Source organism: Methyloferula stellata AR4 (assembly GCF_000385335.1).
Lineage (GTDB): Bacteria > Pseudomonadota > Alphaproteobacteria > Rhizobiales > Beijerinckiaceae > Methyloferula > Methyloferula stellata.
The window spans coordinates 1,592,176-1,607,847 of sequence record NZ_ARWA01000001.1 but is presented as its reverse complement, the minus strand read 5'-3'; the positions used below and the strand labels follow the sequence as shown (position 1 = coordinate 1,607,847).

The following is a 15,672-nucleotide window of genomic DNA, read 5'->3' as shown; positions in this document are numbered from 1 at the left end:
TTACGAATGACATGGCCAAGATGGTAACGGCGCCCGCGCTCGCCCGTCATGCGCATGCAACAAATACCACGCGCGCAGCTCCGCTTTGACCGGGACGCAAAACAAAATTAGATAGGCCGTTCGTTCCCTGAGCCGAGAAGAGGCCTTTTATGCGCTTCAATATTTTTCCCGCTGCGACCGCGTTGAGCACCATGATCTTATTGACAGTTTCTGTTCCAGCCTTCGCGCAAGGCCGGCCGCCGGCTGCGCCGCCGCCCGCCGCCGGGCCGCAAGGCGGACCGCCCCCCGGTGCGCAACCCGAACAACCCGCGGTGAAGCAGATCGCGCTCACCGACAAGCAGATCGAAGATTCGCTCGCAGCCAACGCGGAAATCAGCCCGATCATCGATAAATTGCCTGAGGATGCGGCGCCCGATCCGAAGGTCCTTGCACAGCTCGAAGTCATCGCCAAAAAACATGGCTTCGCCAGCTTCGCCGACTATGACAATGTCACCGCCAACATCAATATGGTGCTCGCCGGCTTCGATCCCGAGACAAAGAAATATGTCGGCCAGGACGTCGTCCTCAAAAAGGAAATCGCCGACGTGCAAGCCGATAAGAAGATGGCTCCCGCTGAGAAAAAAGAAACGCTGTCCGAATTGAACGCGGCGTTGAAATCGGTCACGCCGCTGCAGTTCCAGGGCAATACCGCGGTGGTCAGCAAATATTACGACAAGCTCAGCGAAGTCATGGGTCAGGGTCAAGACAAGCAGTAGATTTCAAACGCCAATCCATATTCCAGGGCCGCGGCGGTCAGTGCCGCGGCCTTAATTTTGACCGAGACAAAAGCCGATGTAGCGGCATGATGAACCGCACAGGCGCCGGTGCGTGGAGCGAAAGACGCCTGAGCATGAACGCAAGCCTCTCGCTCGTACAGATTTTGACCTGGGTCATTGCCGGCGCGGCCACGCTCGGCGTCATCCTTCGGCCCTGGAACCTGCCCGAAGCTTTGTGGGCGGTTCTCGGCGCGGTGCTTCTGCTTGTCTTTGGCCTATTGCCGGCGGAAGCTGCGCTGACCGGTATCGCGAAGGGCACGGACGTCTATCTCTTCTTGACCGGCATGATGCTGCTTGCCGAAGTCGCCCGGCAGGAAGGCCTGTTCGATTGGCTCGCCGCCATTGCGGCGCGAAGCGCCAAGGGCTCGGCGCATCGGCTCTTCTTTTTCATTTACGTGGTCGGAGCGTTCGTCACGGCCTTTCTGTCGAATGACGCGACGGCCGTCGTCTTGACGCCCGCGGTAGCCGCGGCGGTCAAGACCGCCAAAGCCGAAGAGCCCCTGCCCTATCTGTTGATCTGCGCCTTTATCGCCAATGCGGCCTCTTTCGTCTTGCCCATTTCCAACCCCGCCAATCTCGTCATCTATGGAAACCATATGCCGCCGCTGATGGCGTGGCTGACGCATTATGGGCTCGCCTCGTGCCTTTCGATTGCCGCGACTTTCGCGGTCCTGCGCTGGACGCAGAGCAAAAATTTGAAACAGAAGATCGCCACGGATGTTTCCCTGCCGGATCTGTCGCGCGCGGGGAAAATAGCCGCCGTCGGCATCGCGATGACCGCGGCGGTCTTGCTCGCCGCTTCCGCCTTCGACATTCAGCTCGGCCTGCCGACGGCGATCGCGGGCGCGGCGACGGCGGCGGTCGTTCTGATCGGCGAACGAAAAGCCCCTTGGCAGATGATTAAAGACATCTCATGGGGCGTGCTGCCGCTCGTCGCAGGTCTCTTCGTGCTCGTCGAAGCGCTCGACCATACGGGTCTCATTCATGCGCTGAGTACATTTCTGAGTGAGCAAAGCGCGCGCTCCGCCGAGGCTACAGCCTGGGGCTCAGGCATCGCCATCGCCTTCATCAGCAATCTGATGAACAATCTGTCTGCGGGCCTCATCGCCGGCGGCGCAATTCAAAGCGCGCACGTGCCCGATCAGATCACGCGTGCGATTTTGATCGGCGTCGATCTCGGCCCGAATCTTTCGGTGACAGGATCGCTTGCGACAATCCTCTGGCTCACCGCCTTGCGGCGCGAAGGCCAGAACGTCAACGCGATCACATTTCTGAAACTGGGCGTCCTCGTCATGCCGCCCGCGCTCCTCCTCGCACTCGCAGGCGCGATCACTTTTCGTTGAAGCCGCCGGCCGAGGCCTACCTGTTCCCGTCGACAATGTCGCCGAAGAGGCCCTTTACCCCATGCGGCGGCGCGCGCCAATATTGCGGCGGCGCATCGACGGTACCTCCAAGCGCGGCTGCCGCATGCCAGGCCCAACGCGGATCGTAGAGCATGCCGCGCGCCAGCGAGACGAGATCGGCCTTGCCGCTTGCGACGATCTCTTCCGCCTGCTTGGGCTCGGTGATCAATCCGACCGAGAATGTCGTAAGGCCCGTTGCCGCCTTCACGCCTTCCGCCAAGGGCACCTGATAGCCAGGCCCGATCGGGATTTTCTGCAAGGGCGATACGCCGCCTGACGAGACATCGATCCAATCGACGCCGCGCTTTTGCAGCTCCTTGGCAAGGGCGATGGTTTGTTCGAGATCCCAGCCGCCCTCGACCCAATCGGTTCCCGAGACGCGGAAGCCGACCGGCTTCTCGGCCGGGAAAACGGCGCGCACGGCCTCGAACACTTCAAGCGCGAGCCGCATGCGGTTTTCAAGCGAGCCGCCATAGCCGTCGGTGCGATGATTAGCGATGGGCGAGAGAAATTCATGGATGAGATAGCCATGCGCGCCATGGATCTCGAGCGCATCTATGCCGAGCCGCGCGGCACGTTGCGCCGTTGCAACGAAGGCGTCGCGCACCCGTTTGATCCCGGCCGCGTCGAGCGCTTGCGGCAGCAGCTCGCCCTCGCGATGCGGAACGGCGGAAGGCGCATAGGTCACCCAGCCGCCGTCATCGAGCGGGATCTGCTTGCCGCCTTCCCAGGGCTTGTAGCTCGAGCCCTTACGGCCAGCATGTGCGATCTGCATCGCGACAGCGGCCTTGGAGTGCTTGCGGATCGCGGCCAGGATCGGCCGCAGCGCGTCTTCCGTGGCATCATTGTAAAGACCGAGGCAACCGGGCGTGATGCGGCCCTCCGGTTCGACATGCGTCGCCTCGATGCAGAACATGGCGGCGCCCGAAAGCGCCATCGTGTTCATATGAACCATATGCCATGAATTGGCCTCGCCGTTTTCGGCCGAATATTGGCACATGGGCGAGACGGTGACGCGGTTGCGGAGCGTCAGGCTCCGCAACGTGATGGGGGAGAACAATGCGCTCATGACAGCTTCCGTATCGAGGATCGGTCACCCGGATATAGAGCGGCGTTCCGGTTAAGCCACAGGCTCTTCGACAATCAGGACGCGATCGGCATAAAAAGCCAGATGGCCCTTGATCGCCGCGACGGACTCGTAAGGTTGCTCATAGGTCCAGACCGCATTGGCGGCCTTGTCCCCGCCGATCTGCGGGAGGCTGTAATAGGAGGCATCGCCTTTATAGGGGCAATAGGTGGAAAGATCCGTCCGCTCCAGGAGCGACATGTCGGCGTCCTTGCGCGGAATGTAGATAACCGCCGGATAGGTGGATTCGCGCAAAATCAAAGCCTCTTTCGTATCGGCGATCACTTTGCCTGCGACGGAGACGGTCACATGCGCGGGATTGCGCTCGATCGTGATCGGATGATCCGCTCCAGGAAGTTTCATGGTGTTCACCGTCATGCTTTGCCCTCCTTCAACTTAAGATATGAGCGAGCTTTGCCGTGACTTAATATGGCCACCGCTATGAGACGATCAAGCAACCGAGCGGCGTGTCCCGATTCCGGCCGCATTTCGACCTAAACATTCGATCGGGTTTTGCAGGCGTTGCGGCACCAGATACCGCGCGGGGGATCATCAATGAGTTACGGACGTACATGGGTTCTATCAGCTTTCATCGCGCTCTCATTCAGTTCGCCGGCGTATGCGAATAACCCGCTTAACAGCGGGCCCTTGGCCGACTTCCTCAACATCTTTCATCAGCAGGCCATACCGCCGCAGGTCGTCGTCTGGAAACATCCGCAATTCAAGAAAGGCGATATCGTCATCTCGACCACGGAGCGCCGGCTCTATTATGTGCTCGGCGATGGCCAAGCCATCGAATATGGCGTCGGCGTGGGGCGCGAAGGCTTCAGCTGGTCGGGCACGAAGACGGTCTCGCGCAAGCGCGAATGGCCGGATTGGACGCCGCCCGCCGCCATGCTGAAGCGCCGCCCCGATCTGCCGCGCCATATGGCGGGCGGCATGGACAATCCGCTCGGCGCGCGCGCACTTTATCTCGGCTCGTCCGAGTACCGCATTCATGGTTCGAACGAAGAGGACACGATCGGCGCCGCCGTTTCGTCCGGCTGCATCAGAATGACGAACCGCGACGTCATCGATCTCTACAACAAGGTCAAGGTCGGCACCAAGGTCGTTGTGCTGAAGTGATCTCGCGCACACTGAACCGGAGGCATCGCTCATACGACTACCCTGACGGAGACATTGGCTCAGGCCAAACCGTCAGGGAGAAAAGTCATGGCCGGGTTATATGAGGGTGTCGAAGAGATCCCGTTCAAAAAGATCGATGGCGGCTACGTGTTCCAGGCGAACAACGCCTGGTTCTTCGGCCCCAAGCAACGGTTTTTCGTAAGCGAAACACAAAAGCTCGAGATCGCCGCATGTATCAAGGAAACCATGCGGCGGATCAAACCCTTCGTATTTGTCGCGATGGTTTTGATTCCACTCCTGCTGCTCGGCGGAACCTTGTGGTTTGCCCTCCAGGGCGGCACGTTGAACGTCACTCTCACGGATGCAAGCGGCAAGGTCACGAGCTATAGCCAATCGATCGGTTCGACCGGCAGCTCCGGCAGCGTGGCAGGGCCTACCGGCACCTCCGTTCTCTTTCACGTCAATGCACCGCCCGGCAACAACACCACGATCACTTATGCACGTGTCGATGCGAGCGGCAAAATCGGCGTTCCCAGCACCGTCGCCTTTGCCTCTGGCAGTACGAAGCTTAACCTGACCGATTCAAAAGGCGGCATCTTCAACAGCGCCACTTTCGTTGGACGCATCGGCGCGACACCCGGCACCATCATGCTTGACGCGATGCTGCTCGGGCTCGCGCTTTTTGTGCCCTATATAGGCGCGATACACGTCTACAGCATGAGACGGCTGCGCCCCTTGATCGCCGAGCTTCCGCTGACCGATGCGCGCATCACATTGGCAGAAGGAACCAAGAGCTTCGCTGCCAAAATATCGGTGAAGCTGCTCGCCGTTATGGGGCTCGGCGGCGCGCTGGCCTTTGCCGCAAATGCGATCAATTTGATCGAAGGGCTTCTGGCCAATCGCCCTCTCGCCGGCATGGAGATGGTTCTGTTCGGCTTGGGCATGTCGGGCCTTGCGATGGTCTATCCGGCCTGCCTCATCATCCTGAGAATGAGGGCAAAGCGCGCCGCCGCATAATATGGAGCGGCGCTTTAAGCCAATATCATTCAAAGCTTGGACAGACCTGAATATGGTATCGTACCGGCATCTCCACTGACATGCGCCGGAGGATGCTTAATGTCGCGCCAGATCATAAGCCCGCCCAAAGCCATGCCCGCGGCAAGCCTTTTGGCGCTTGCGCTGGGCGCCGCCGCCTTCGGTGCTGTCGCCATAGGCGCGGTGGCGATTGGCCGCCTCGCTATCGGCGGCCTCGTCATCAGGAAAGCGCGGTTCCGCTCGCTCGAGGTCGACGAATTGACCGTGCGCAAGTTGCGCGTCGTCGAAGATGATGGATCGAAGGCGTGAGGCTGCCTAAGGTTGGATCATTCCTCCGAGGTGTGCGCCGGGTGTGAACGAGGCCGGCATTGGCAGCGCCCACGCCCTTCGAGACGGCCCTTAAAGGGCCTCCTCAGGGTGAGGGCTTGGGGCTGGGATGCGCACACCGAAACCCTCATCCTGAGGAGCGTGCGAAGCGCGCGTCCCGAAGGACGAGGGTTTCTCCTTCAGTTGGAGCATCACACTTCGCCATTCATCCAACGGCAGACATTTTCGGCGAGGCGGCATCGCTTTTGTCAATGACGATCCTTCGGATCGCCGCCGGAGGCGGTCGCGAAGCGATCGTTGACAAAAGCGAACCGCTCGCCATGCTCGCCGCCAAGAGATGAACGGCTTACGATATGAATGAGAAGCGGCACGCTGATGGATCGGAGGCGCACGAAATGGTCGCTGGCATTTTTATCGAACGACGGTATGAGCTCAGAGGCTCGGCCGAAGTGATTGTACGTTTCCGGCAGCCAGTGCCTCATGATGACGACTTCCAATGTGATTAGGTCATTTGGCCGGATCGAATTCGCACTTTCCAAGCCATCGGTATTGATGAGGTGCAGGCGCTGATCCTTGCGTTGAAGATGGTGCATGCCGAACTGCTCTATTCACAGGAAGGGAGGCTCGACGAATTACGATGGCTCGGTTCGAAAGATTTAGGATTACCTAACCCACACAATCCGACTTCGGTAGAAGGCTTATAGATTAGTCTCCATCATCCTCGACCTGCACGCCCTCACCATAATCAACCTGCGTCAAATAAAGCCCGTCCGGCGGCGCGACGGGACCGCAGCGGCGGCGATCATGAGCATCGAGCGCCGCTTTCATATCGCGCGCCTTCCATTTGCCGGAACCGACATTTTCGAGCGAGCCGACCATGGAGCGCACCTGGCGATGCAGGAAGGAGCGCGCGCTGAGGCGGAACTGAATCTCCTCGCCATATTTCGACACGTCAAAACGTTCGAGCGTGCGCACCGGGCTCGTTGCCTGACATTGCGAATCGCGGAAGGTCGAGAAATCATGCTCTCCCAAGAGAAGCTGCGCGGCATCGTGCATCGCCTCCGCATTCAGTTTGCGCTTCAGATGCCAGGCGCGGCCGGCATCGACGGTCAAGGGCGCGCGGCGATTGACGATGCGATAGAGATAATGCCGCCGGATCGCCGAGAAGCGCGCGTCGAATGTGTCGGGCACTTCCTCGGCCAAGAGGATGGCGATGGGGTTCGGCCGCATATGGGCGTTCAGCGCCTCGCGCAAGACATCCGGGCGCCATGCGCGAGCAAGATCGGCATGCACCACCTGCCCCAGCGCATGAACGCCCGTGTCGGTGCGGCCGGCCCCGCGCAGACGGATCTCCTCGCCGGTCAGCGCAAGGAAGGCCGCCTCCATGACTTCCTGCACGGAGAGGCCATTCTTCTGCGTCTGCCATCCGACGAAGGGCGTGCCGTCATATTCGACGACGAATTTATAGCGGGGCATCAGAGCGGCATCGCTTCAATTTGAATCATGGCCCCGCCCTGCCTGCAGCTCATTCACATCAGGCCATTCATCTCTTGGCGGCGAGTATGGCGAGCGGATCGCTTTGGTCAATGACGGCCCTCCGGGCCGCCGCCGAAGGCGGTCGCGAAGCGATCATTGACCAAAGCGATACCATCTCGCCGATGATGTCCGCCGTTGGATGAACGGGGAATTGCGAAGTTGGCCATCACTTAAACGCTGTCCCCGCGCTGACCTTCGTGCCACGCAGAAAATCCTCAGCCAGCATCGGCGCTTTGCCGGAGCGCTGCACTTCGATCAATCGCACAGCGCCTTCGCCGCAGGCGATCGTAAGAGCGTCGTCAAGCGCCGTGCCCGGCGTGCCGTGGCCTTCGGCAAGCGTGCTGCGCAGGACTTTCACGCGCTCGATGCCCTTGCCGAAATCGGCCTCGAAAAAAGCACCTGGAAAAGGCGAAAGTCCGCGAATGATATTGTGCACCTCATACGCTGGCTTCGCCCAGTCGATGCGCGCTTCGGCCTTGTCGATCTTATGCGCGTAAGTCACGCCCTCTTCGGCCTGCGGCGTGAAGGTGAGCTTGCCGTCCGCCAGAGCCGAAAGCGCCCGCACCATCAGCTCCGCGCCCAGCGGCGATAATTGATCGTGCAACTCTCCAGCCGTCATGTCAGGCGCTATAGGAATGCGTGCAGTCATACCGACAGGCCCCGTGTCGAGGCCTTCTTCCATGCGCATGACCATGACACCCGTCTCGCTGTCGCCGGCCATGATGGCGCGTTGGATCGGCGCTGCGCCGCGCCAGCGCGGCAGCAGCGAGCCATGAAGATTGAGACAGCCTTTCGCAGGCGCATCGAGGATCGCTTTCGGCAGGATCAATCCATAGGCGACGACGACCGCGACATCGGCCGCATGCTCACGAAAGGCCGCAGCCTCTTCATCCGTGCGCAGCGTCTTCGGCGAGAAAACCTTGAGTCCATGTTTTTCGGCGCAGACCTGCACCGGCGAGGGCGTCAGATCGAGCCCGCGCCGTCCGCCGGGCTTCGGCGCACGCGTATAGACGGCAACGACCTCATGCCCGGCGGCTAAGATCGCCGCGAGCACAGGCACTGAAAAATCCGGCGTCCCCATGAAGATGATGCGCAAAGAAACTGCTCTCAGGAGGCCGGGCGGGTCGCCCTTTGAAGTCTATCTTATAAACGGTTCGGCGCTTTCCGGCAGCCACGCCCCGCGCCATATCTCGCGCGCGCGCTCGATCTCGTCTTGCGGCCGCGACCGCGTTGCATTCATGACCCTCGCGCGCACCGCTTCATCGACCAGCTCGTCATGCCCTTGCGCATCGCAACCGGCACCCGCCGCGCAGAGAAGCGCTGCGGCTTCGCCGACCGCATCCGTTCCGTAGACGGATGTCGCAGCCGGAGCGTAGCGCGAAGGTGTGAGGATCAATCCACAGCCAAACCCATCCTCCACTTCGGCGAGTGCCGGACATGGGCCGGGGCGAGGCCCGAAGACCTTTTTCGCAAGAGCGCAGAGTTCGTCCTGGCAGCATCGCCCGCACGAATTGCAAGGCTGTCCGTAGGCCGGCTTTTCGAGCATGAGGCAAGGTCCAATAATTTCGCGGCCTTGGCCACAAAAATTCGGCCGCATTCCTTCTCCCCTTGCGGGAGAAGGTGCCGAGCGAATGCGAGGCGGATGAGGGGTCAGGGCCATTCTAAGATCACCCCTCACCCGGTCAGCTCCGCTGACCACCCTCTCCCGCAAGAGGAGAGGGTTGAAGTCCCGGCCTTAAGCCGCCGGCATGTCCTTGGGAAGGCCGGGCTTCCTGTCCGGCTTCTCGGACCCGTCGCGCTTCGCCGCCTTCTGGAACTTCTTGATGACGCGATCGCGCTTCAGCTTCGAAATATGATCGATGAAGAGCACGCCATTCAGATGGTCGATCTCATGCTGGAGGCAGGTGGCCAGAATGCCGTCCGCCTCGATCTCGTGACGCTTGTTGTCACGATCGAGATAGCCGACCCGGACACGGGCCGGACGGATCACTTCCTCATAATATTCCGGAATGGAGAGACAACCCTCTTCATAAGAAGACGTCTCTTCCGAGGCCCAGAGAATTTCAGGATTGGCGAAGACCATAGGGTCTGCCGAGGCCGAATCGTCCTTACGCTTGGCGACATCGATGACGATGATGCGTTTGGGAATGGCGATCTGCGCCGCGGCAAGGCCGATGCCCGGCGCGTCATACATCGTCTCCAACATATCGGTCATGAGCGCCCTGACGGCGGAATCGACCTCGGGGACGGGCTCGCAGATGTTGCGAAGCCGTGGATCTGGAAGGGTGATGATCGTGCGCAGTGCCATGCGCTAGGAAATAATCATCAATCCGCGTCAGGTCAATTTCCTTGGAGATTGTCAGGCCCGAAGGCCTCAGGCAGCAGCGCGCCAAGCGTGAATGTCGCCTTGAGACCCGAGGGCCCGGCGACATGGATTTTGGCGTCAGGCCCAGCGAATTCCCGGATTCGCTGGCGGCAGGCTCCGCAGGGCGTCGTCAGCGCGGCCCCATCGCCCAGAACCAGCATTTCGGCGATTTGGCGCTCGCCCGACGCGATCATGGCCGAGATTGCGCCTGCCTCGGCGCAAATCCCCGTCGGATAGGCCGCATTCTCGACATTGGCACCGGAAAATATGGCGCCTGATGGCGTCAACAGAGCCGCACCGACCGCAAAACCCGAATAAGGCGCATAGGCGTGGCGCCGCACGGCGCTCGCCGCCTCGAACAGAGCTTGAACCTTGTCCATGCGTCCTCTACTTCGGGTCTTCTGGAACTTGCTGCTCTATCCTTCTAGAACCAGCGGCAAAAGCGACAATCCCCGCTTCGCAATAGGATCTCGATGAAATTCACCCTTTCATGGCTCAAGGACCATCTTGAGACCGAGGCCTCGCTCGATGAGATCACAGCCACGCTGACGCGCGTCGGGCTCGAGGTCGAACATGTGGAAAATCCGGCTGAGGCTTTGCGGGATTTCACAATCGCCACTGTGATCGGGGCAAAGCCGCATCCCAATGCCGACCGGTTGCAGGTCTGTATGGTCGACACGGGCGCGGGTGCGCCGGTGCAAGTCGTCTGCGGTGCGCCCAATGCGCGGACCGGGCTAAAATCGGTCTTCTCAGCCCCCGGCACCTATATCCCGGGCAAGAAGATCACTTTGGGCAAAGGCGTGATCCGCGGCGTCGAATCGCTCGGCATGCTTTGTTCGGGCGCCGAACTCGGCCTCTCCGAGGATCACGACGGCATTCTGGAACTGCCCGAAGACGCGCCGCTCGGACAGGCCTATGCGGCTTGGATCGGCCTCGACGATCCGATGATCGAAATCAACCTTACGCCGAACCGGCCGGACGCCATGGGCGTCGAAGGCATAGCCCGCGATCTGGCTGCGGCCGGCCTCGGCAAATTGAAGACCCATAAGATCGCGCCGACGCCGGGGCATTTCCCCTGCCCTGTCGCGGTGAAGCTCGACTTCGCACCCGAAGACGCGCATCTCGCGCCGGCCTTCGCGCTGCGCCTCGTGAAGGCTGTGAAAAACGGGCCGAGCCCCGACTGGCTGCAGAAGCGCCTGAAAGCAATTGGTCTGCGGCCGATCAACGCGCTCGTCGATATCACCAATTATCTCGCCTTCGATCGCGCCAGGCCGCTGCATGTCTTCGACGCGAAGAAGGTGCATGGCGATCTTGTCGTGCGCCGCGCCAAGGACGGCGAAGAGATTCTGGCACTCGACGGCAAGACCTATAGGCTCGACGACAGCATGGTCGTCATCGCCGACGATCGCGGCGTCGAATCGATTGCCGGGATCATGGGCGGCGAGGCCTCCGGCTGCGACGAGACGACGACGGAAGTCCTGATCGAATCGGCTTTGTGGGACCCGACCAATATCGCCCGTTCGGGCCGCAAGCTCGGCATCACGTCGGACGCCCGCTATAGGTTCGAGCGCGGCATCGATCCGGCTTTTTGTCCGCCGGGCGAGGAACTTGCGACCCATCTCGTGCTTCAGTTTTGCGGCGGCGAGGCGTCCGAGATCACGCTCGCCGGAAAGATCCCCGAGCCCGATCACCGCATCGATTTCCCCTGGAGCGAGGTCAAGCGCCTCACCGGCCTTGACCTGCCGATTTCCGACATGGCGGCGATCCTCGAAAGGCTCGGCTTCGAGCTTGCGCTTGCCGATGGCAATAGCGACCGCGTAATGGTCAAAGTGCCGTCCTGGCGGCCGGATGTCGAAGGCAAGGCCGATCTTGTCGAAGAGATCGTGCGGATCGCGGGCATAGACAATATCACTTCGGTGCCTTTGCCCCGGCTCGATCAAAAGATCGCCGAGCCTGTTCTGACTTTGTTGCAAAAGCGCACCCGCGCGGCCAAGCGCGCACTGGCATCGCAGGGCCTGGTCGAGGCCGTCACATGGTCCTTCGTCGCCAAGGAACGCGCCCTTCTGTTTGGCGCGGCGCCTCCCGTCGAACTCGCCAATCCGATCGCGGCGGAACTATCCGCCATGCGCCCGAGCCTGCTGCCGGGTCTTGTCGCGGCAGCGCAACGCAATGCCGATCGCGGCCTCGGCGATGTGGCTTTGTTCGAAGTCGGCCAAATCTTCAAAGGGCAGGATGAAAAGGACCAGTTCGTCGCGGCGGCGGGCGTCAGGCGCGGCACGGCGAAGCCGCAAGGCGCCGGGCGTCATTGGGCGGCGCCGGCATCGAATGTCGATACATTCGATGCCAAGAACGATGCCTTGAGTCTTCTTGCCTCTTTGGGCGTGGCTTTGGGCGGTTTGCAGGTCGTATCCGGCGCGCCGGACTGGCTTCATCCGGGCCGCTCGGCTACGCTGCAATTCGGACCCAAAAACATCATCGGCTGGTTTGGCGAATTCAATCCCCGCCTTCTGGCCGCGATCGATGTCGAAGGTCCCCTGGTTGGCTTCGAAATCCTGCTGGACGACATACCAGCGCCGAAATTGAAGCCGACCAAAGCGAAGCCAAAGCTTGACCTGTCGGAGTTCATGCCGCTGCAACGCGATTTCGCCTTTATCGTCGACCGAGCCGTGAAGGCCGGAGATATCGTCAAGGCGGCGCAGGCCGGCGAACGCAATCTCGTCACGCAAGTGACGGTCTTCGATGTTTACGAAGGGCAAGGGGTTCCGGAAGGCAAGAAATCCGTCGCTATCGGCGTTACGCTGCAACCCCGCGACAAGACGTTGACCGAGGCCGAGATCGATGCCGCCGCGGGCAAGATCATCGCCGAAGTCGAAAAGAAAACCGGCGCCAACCTGCGAGGATAGACTCTGTGAGAGATGACGTATTTTCCGGCGAAGCCCTAGATCACGATGACTTTGGATTGAATCAATCCAAAGTCACGAACGCGATCGATTCTAATAGATTAGAGCGGGATGCAAGCGGAAAACCGCTACACACTTTTCCTCATCCCGCTCTGACGTTTTCAACAGCTCAAAATGCCGGCCCGGCAAGCCGGACAAAAAGGCGGCCTTGTTTCGGGCGTACCCCCGTCGCTCTGACTTTGATGTTTGCCATTTTTGCAGCGCTCCCGGTCGCCGCCGAACCACGCACGATCGCGGATTGCGAGAAGATTCAGGCAGCGGACGCCTATAATCAATGTCTCGCCAGCTTCGGCCCCGTCGCGCACAAGCATGGCGTTTCGGCCGATCCGGAAGGTGGAGGCAATGGCGGCGGTGGCGGGGGCGCTTCGACCGCGGCGCATGCGGCCCGACGCGGCCATGGCGCACACGCGGCCCATGCTTCACCACATGGATCACATGGGCGAGGCCGCCATTATCATGCCTCGCGGCCAGGACGCCACGCGACAGGGCATTATGCGGCAAGACATCAGTATGGACATCAATCGTCGAAGCACATGTCTTCGAAGCATCAAGCGTCGGGACATCGAGCTGCGCCCACGCATGCCGGTCGTCATCATATGGAATTCAAGGTCAAGCGCTGAGCCGGACACGACGGCAGGCTCAGGCTTTTATTGAACGCATGACCTTGGTCGGAAAAGTCGAGCCAACTTTTCGGGATCATGACTTTGTCTCAACGCATGATCTTATCCGAAAAGTCTGCAACTTTTCGGGATCATGCTTGTGCGGGAAGCGCGCTCTTTACTTTCTCGACGATCGCCTTGAAGGCATCCGGCTCACGGATCGCGAGTTCCGATAAAACCTTGCGGTCGATCTCGATGCCCGCCTTGCTGAGGCCGTCGATAAAGCGCGAATAGGTGAGACCCAGTTCCCGCACGGCAGCATTGAGGCGCTGAATCCACAAGGCGCGGAAGGTACGCTTCTTCACGCGGCGGTCGCGCGTCGCATATTGCATCGAGTGATCGACGGCCGCTTTCGCGGTGCGGATCGTATTCTTGCGCCGGCCATAAAAACCTTTGGCGGCGTCGAGGGTTTTCTTATGCTTGGCGTGCGAGGTGACGCCGCGCTTTACGCGAGCCATGGCAGAACTCCAAATTCGAGGGAACAGACTAAAAGATCAGACGCGCGTCATCAGCCGTTGGGCAAAAAGTACTTGATGATGTTGTCACCATCGCTCTTGAACAGAACATTGGTGCCGCGCAGATTGCGGATCTGCTTGTTTGTTCTCTTGATCATTCCATGGCGCTTGCCGGCCTGCGCATAGATCACTTTACCTGTGCCGGTGATCTTGAAGCGCTTCTTGGCGCCGGATTTCGTTTTCAACTTGGGCATTTGCTCGTCTCCGTCTGGCGGATGCGACGCGGTTTGCCAGAGGCAACTGCGTCTTAATTATTCGTTCGTTTCCGAACGAGCGAAAGAACCGCCACGGCAGCCCTGAATGGCCGGACGGTTCGGAAGGCGGGTTTATAAGCGCAATGGCGGCACAAAAGCAAGCTTGCGCCAAGCTTAATCCAGGAACGCCAAACTGCAGCGCCCTAGCAAAGAATTAACACCGGAGCACCATTCTGACCCTGCGGCAACACGGCCGCTGGAGTCTTCTAATGTCCATATCTCCCGTCAATTCAGCTAGCCCAACACCGACAACCACCCCTGCTCCAGTAACAACAAATACCCGCGCCGCGGACGGAGATTATAAGGTTCGCAACGCCTCTACTACGCAAGTCAAAGATTCCGATGGCGATTATGCATCACTGCCGAAATCGCCGGCGGCGACAAGTTCAAGCGCGGTCCAGGCCGCTCTGACCAATTTGAAGCCAGGCGGCTAAACCGCGCCATGGCGTAAAAGCACGTGCTTGGATCATGCGCCTCAGGCCTGCCCCAAGCACCCTCTAATAAAGAATTAACGCGAGGGCGCTTACCCTGCCCGTGGCAATAAAGCCCTGGGGTCGCCCATGTTCGTTTCCGCCATCAATTCCATCCGCGGGACCGCTCCCGTCAGAAAGACGGCCAGGATCGCCAAGGTCGGCAAGCGCGCTGCGGCGGAGGCCGAAGATAAGGTTGGCAAAGTTGCGCGGCTGCCAGCGAAGGATACCGGGCGCAATCGCCAGGCGGCGCCAAAATCCGCCGCCGCCATGAGTTCGGCCGCCGTCCAGGCCGCTTTGACCTTTTTGAAACCCGGTGTCTGATTATAAAAAGAAAAGAGCATGATGCGGTGAGGCGATCATGCTCTAACGATTGAACGCAGGTGAAGCTTGAGCTTAACGCGGCGCGAGCACCATCACCATCTGGCGGCCTTCCATCGAAGGCTCGAGTTCGACCTTGGCGGTGCCAAGCGTCTCGGCCTTGACCTTTTCGAGCAGGCGGAAGCCTAGATCCTGGTGGGCCATTTCACGGCCGCGGAAGCGCAAGGTGACCTTGACCTTATCGCCCTCCTCAAAAAAGCGGCGCATGGACTTCAGTTTGGTATCGTAATCATGCTCGTCGATTCCGGGACGGAGCTTGATTTCTTTGATTTCGACGATTTTCTGCTTTTTACGGGCCTCGGCGGCCTTTTTCTGCTCAAGAAAACGGTATTTGCCGTAATCGAGTATTTTGCAGACCGGCGGTTCCGCGGTCGGAACGATCTCGACGAGATCGAGCGAGGCCTCATCGGCCAATGCTTGCGCTTCCGAAATTTGCACGACGCCGCGATTATGACCTTCGGCGTCGATTAATTGGACTTCACGGGCGCGTATTTCACGATTGATGCGCGGCCCCTCTTTCTGCGGGGCCGTAGGGGCTTTCATTGGGCGGCGAATGGCATGCTCTCCTTATGTTGATGATCGAACCCGAAGCGTCCCGCCTGATGTAGCAATTGCAGGCGACATATCCGGACCCGATTAAAAGATCGGTTGTATGGGGCCGGAAGTCAATCAACGCTGAGGTTTTTAGGACGCTCTTTAAT

General features: G+C 60.1%; 19 protein-coding genes. 8 read left to right on the top strand and 11 right to left on the bottom strand.

Features of this window, described 5'->3' with window-relative positions; all coding sequences use genetic code 11:
- The first annotated feature begins 149 nt into the window (after positions 1–149).
- On the top strand, positions 150–755 hold the full coding sequence (locus tag A3OQ_RS0107885; RefSeq protein WP_020174834.1) for a hypothetical protein: 606 nt from the start codon (positions 150–152) through the stop codon (positions 753–755).
- Positions 756–889: 134 nt separating this feature from the next.
- A complete protein-coding gene (locus tag A3OQ_RS0107880; protein WP_020174833.1) occupies positions 890–2,158 on the top strand; it encodes an arsenic transporter in 1,269 nt (422 codons plus the stop codon).
- A 16-nt stretch (positions 2,159–2,174) separates the two neighbouring features.
- On the opposite strand, the gene A3OQ_RS0107875 is transcribed toward A3OQ_RS0107880, so the two are convergent.
- On the bottom strand, positions 2,175–3,287 hold the full coding sequence (locus tag A3OQ_RS0107875) for an NADH:flavin oxidoreductase/NADH oxidase (protein ID WP_020174832.1): 1,113 nt from the start codon (positions 3,285–3,287) through the stop codon (positions 2,175–2,177).
- Between the two features lie 51 nt (positions 3,288–3,338).
- Positions 3,339–3,722 carry a DUF427 domain-containing protein gene (locus A3OQ_RS0107870; protein ID WP_020174831.1) on the bottom strand — a complete coding sequence of 128 codons (384 nt, stop codon included), beginning with the start codon at positions 3,720–3,722 and terminating at the stop codon, positions 3,339–3,341.
- A gap of 177 nt (positions 3,723–3,899) precedes the next feature.
- Between A3OQ_RS0107870 and A3OQ_RS0107865 the strand changes: the two genes are divergently transcribed.
- The 3 genes from A3OQ_RS0107865 (at position 3,900) to A3OQ_RS0107855 (ending at position 5,813) form a co-directional block, all read left to right on the top strand.
- Entirely contained in the window at positions 3,900–4,469 is a 570-nt protein-coding gene (locus A3OQ_RS0107865) for a L,D-transpeptidase (protein ID WP_026595619.1), read from the top strand.
- Positions 4,470–4,556: 87 nt separating this feature from the next.
- Positions 4,557–5,486: a hypothetical protein gene (locus A3OQ_RS0107860; protein WP_020174829.1), complete on the top strand. Its 930-nt coding sequence runs from the start codon at positions 4,557–4,559 to the stop codon at positions 5,484–5,486.
- A 99-nt stretch (positions 5,487–5,585) separates the two neighbouring features.
- Positions 5,586–5,813, top strand: a complete 228-nt coding sequence (locus A3OQ_RS0107855) for a hypothetical protein (protein WP_020174828.1) — start codon at positions 5,586–5,588, stop codon at positions 5,811–5,813.
- Positions 5,814–6,079: 266 nt separating this feature from the next.
- Here A3OQ_RS0107855 and A3OQ_RS24675 read toward each other — a convergent pair whose 3' ends face one another.
- Positions 6,080–6,328: a hypothetical protein gene (locus A3OQ_RS24675; RefSeq protein ID WP_161607317.1), complete on the bottom strand. Its 249-nt coding sequence runs from the start codon at positions 6,326–6,328 to the stop codon at positions 6,080–6,082.
- Between the two features lie 12 nt (positions 6,329–6,340).
- On the opposite strand from A3OQ_RS24675, the gene A3OQ_RS25340 reads away from it, so the two are divergent.
- Complete coding sequence (locus A3OQ_RS25340; protein WP_425280303.1) at positions 6,341–6,535, top strand: DUF6968 family protein; 195 nt, start codon at positions 6,341–6,343, stop codon at positions 6,533–6,535.
- A gap of 1 nt (position 6,536) precedes the next feature.
- Here A3OQ_RS25340 and truA read toward each other — a convergent pair whose 3' ends face one another.
- The 5 genes from truA to A3OQ_RS0107820 all read right to left on the bottom strand — a co-directional run bounded on the left by truA (position 6,537) and on the right by A3OQ_RS0107820 (position 10,112).
- Complete coding sequence (gene truA, locus A3OQ_RS0107845) at positions 6,537–7,307, bottom strand: tRNA pseudouridine(38-40) synthase TruA (protein WP_020174826.1); 771 nt, start codon at positions 7,305–7,307, stop codon at positions 6,537–6,539.
- Positions 7,308–7,533: 226 nt separating this feature from the next.
- Complete coding sequence (gene fmt, locus A3OQ_RS0107835; RefSeq protein WP_020174824.1) at positions 7,534–8,463, bottom strand: methionyl-tRNA formyltransferase; 930 nt, start codon at positions 8,461–8,463, stop codon at positions 7,534–7,536.
- A 42-nt stretch (positions 8,464–8,505) separates the two neighbouring features.
- Entirely contained in the window at positions 8,506–8,913 is a 408-nt protein-coding gene (locus A3OQ_RS23465) for a hypothetical protein (protein WP_152428355.1), read from the bottom strand.
- A 189-nt stretch (positions 8,914–9,102) separates the two neighbouring features.
- Positions 9,103–9,675 (bottom strand): peptide deformylase, encoded by a 573-nt coding sequence (def, locus tag A3OQ_RS0107825; RefSeq protein WP_020174822.1) that lies wholly within the window; start codon positions 9,673–9,675, stop codon positions 9,103–9,105.
- A 32-nt stretch (positions 9,676–9,707) separates the two neighbouring features.
- Positions 9,708–10,112: a cytidine deaminase gene (locus A3OQ_RS0107820; RefSeq protein ID WP_020174821.1), complete on the bottom strand. Its 405-nt coding sequence runs from the start codon at positions 10,110–10,112 to the stop codon at positions 9,708–9,710.
- Between the two features lie 93 nt (positions 10,113–10,205).
- On the opposite strand from A3OQ_RS0107820, the gene pheT reads away from it, so the two are divergent.
- On the top strand, positions 10,206–12,635 hold the full coding sequence (gene pheT, locus A3OQ_RS0107815; RefSeq protein WP_020174820.1) for a phenylalanine--tRNA ligase subunit beta: 2,430 nt from the start codon (positions 10,206–10,208) through the stop codon (positions 12,633–12,635).
- Positions 12,636–13,443: 808 nt separating this feature from the next.
- On the opposite strand, the gene rplT is transcribed toward pheT, so the two are convergent.
- On the bottom strand, positions 13,444–13,809 hold the full coding sequence (gene rplT / locus A3OQ_RS0107805) for a 50S ribosomal protein L20 (protein ID WP_020174817.1): 366 nt from the start codon (positions 13,807–13,809) through the stop codon (positions 13,444–13,446).
- A 50-nt stretch (positions 13,810–13,859) separates the two neighbouring features.
- On the bottom strand, positions 13,860–14,060 hold the full coding sequence (gene rpmI / locus A3OQ_RS0107800) for a 50S ribosomal protein L35 (RefSeq protein ID WP_020174816.1): 201 nt from the start codon (positions 14,058–14,060) through the stop codon (positions 13,860–13,862).
- A gap of 620 nt (positions 14,061–14,680) precedes the next feature.
- Here rpmI and A3OQ_RS0107795 point away from each other — a divergent pair.
- Positions 14,681–14,914, top strand: coding sequence for a hypothetical protein (locus A3OQ_RS0107795; RefSeq protein ID WP_020174815.1), 234 nt, complete (start codon positions 14,681–14,683; stop codon positions 14,912–14,914).
- A gap of 72 nt (positions 14,915–14,986) precedes the next feature.
- On the opposite strand, the gene infC is transcribed toward A3OQ_RS0107795, so the two are convergent.
- On the bottom strand, positions 14,987–15,514 hold the full coding sequence (gene infC, locus A3OQ_RS0107790) for a translation initiation factor IF-3 (protein WP_020174814.1): 528 nt from the start codon (positions 15,512–15,514) through the stop codon (positions 14,987–14,989).
- Between the last annotated feature and the right edge of the window lie 158 nt (positions 15,515–15,672).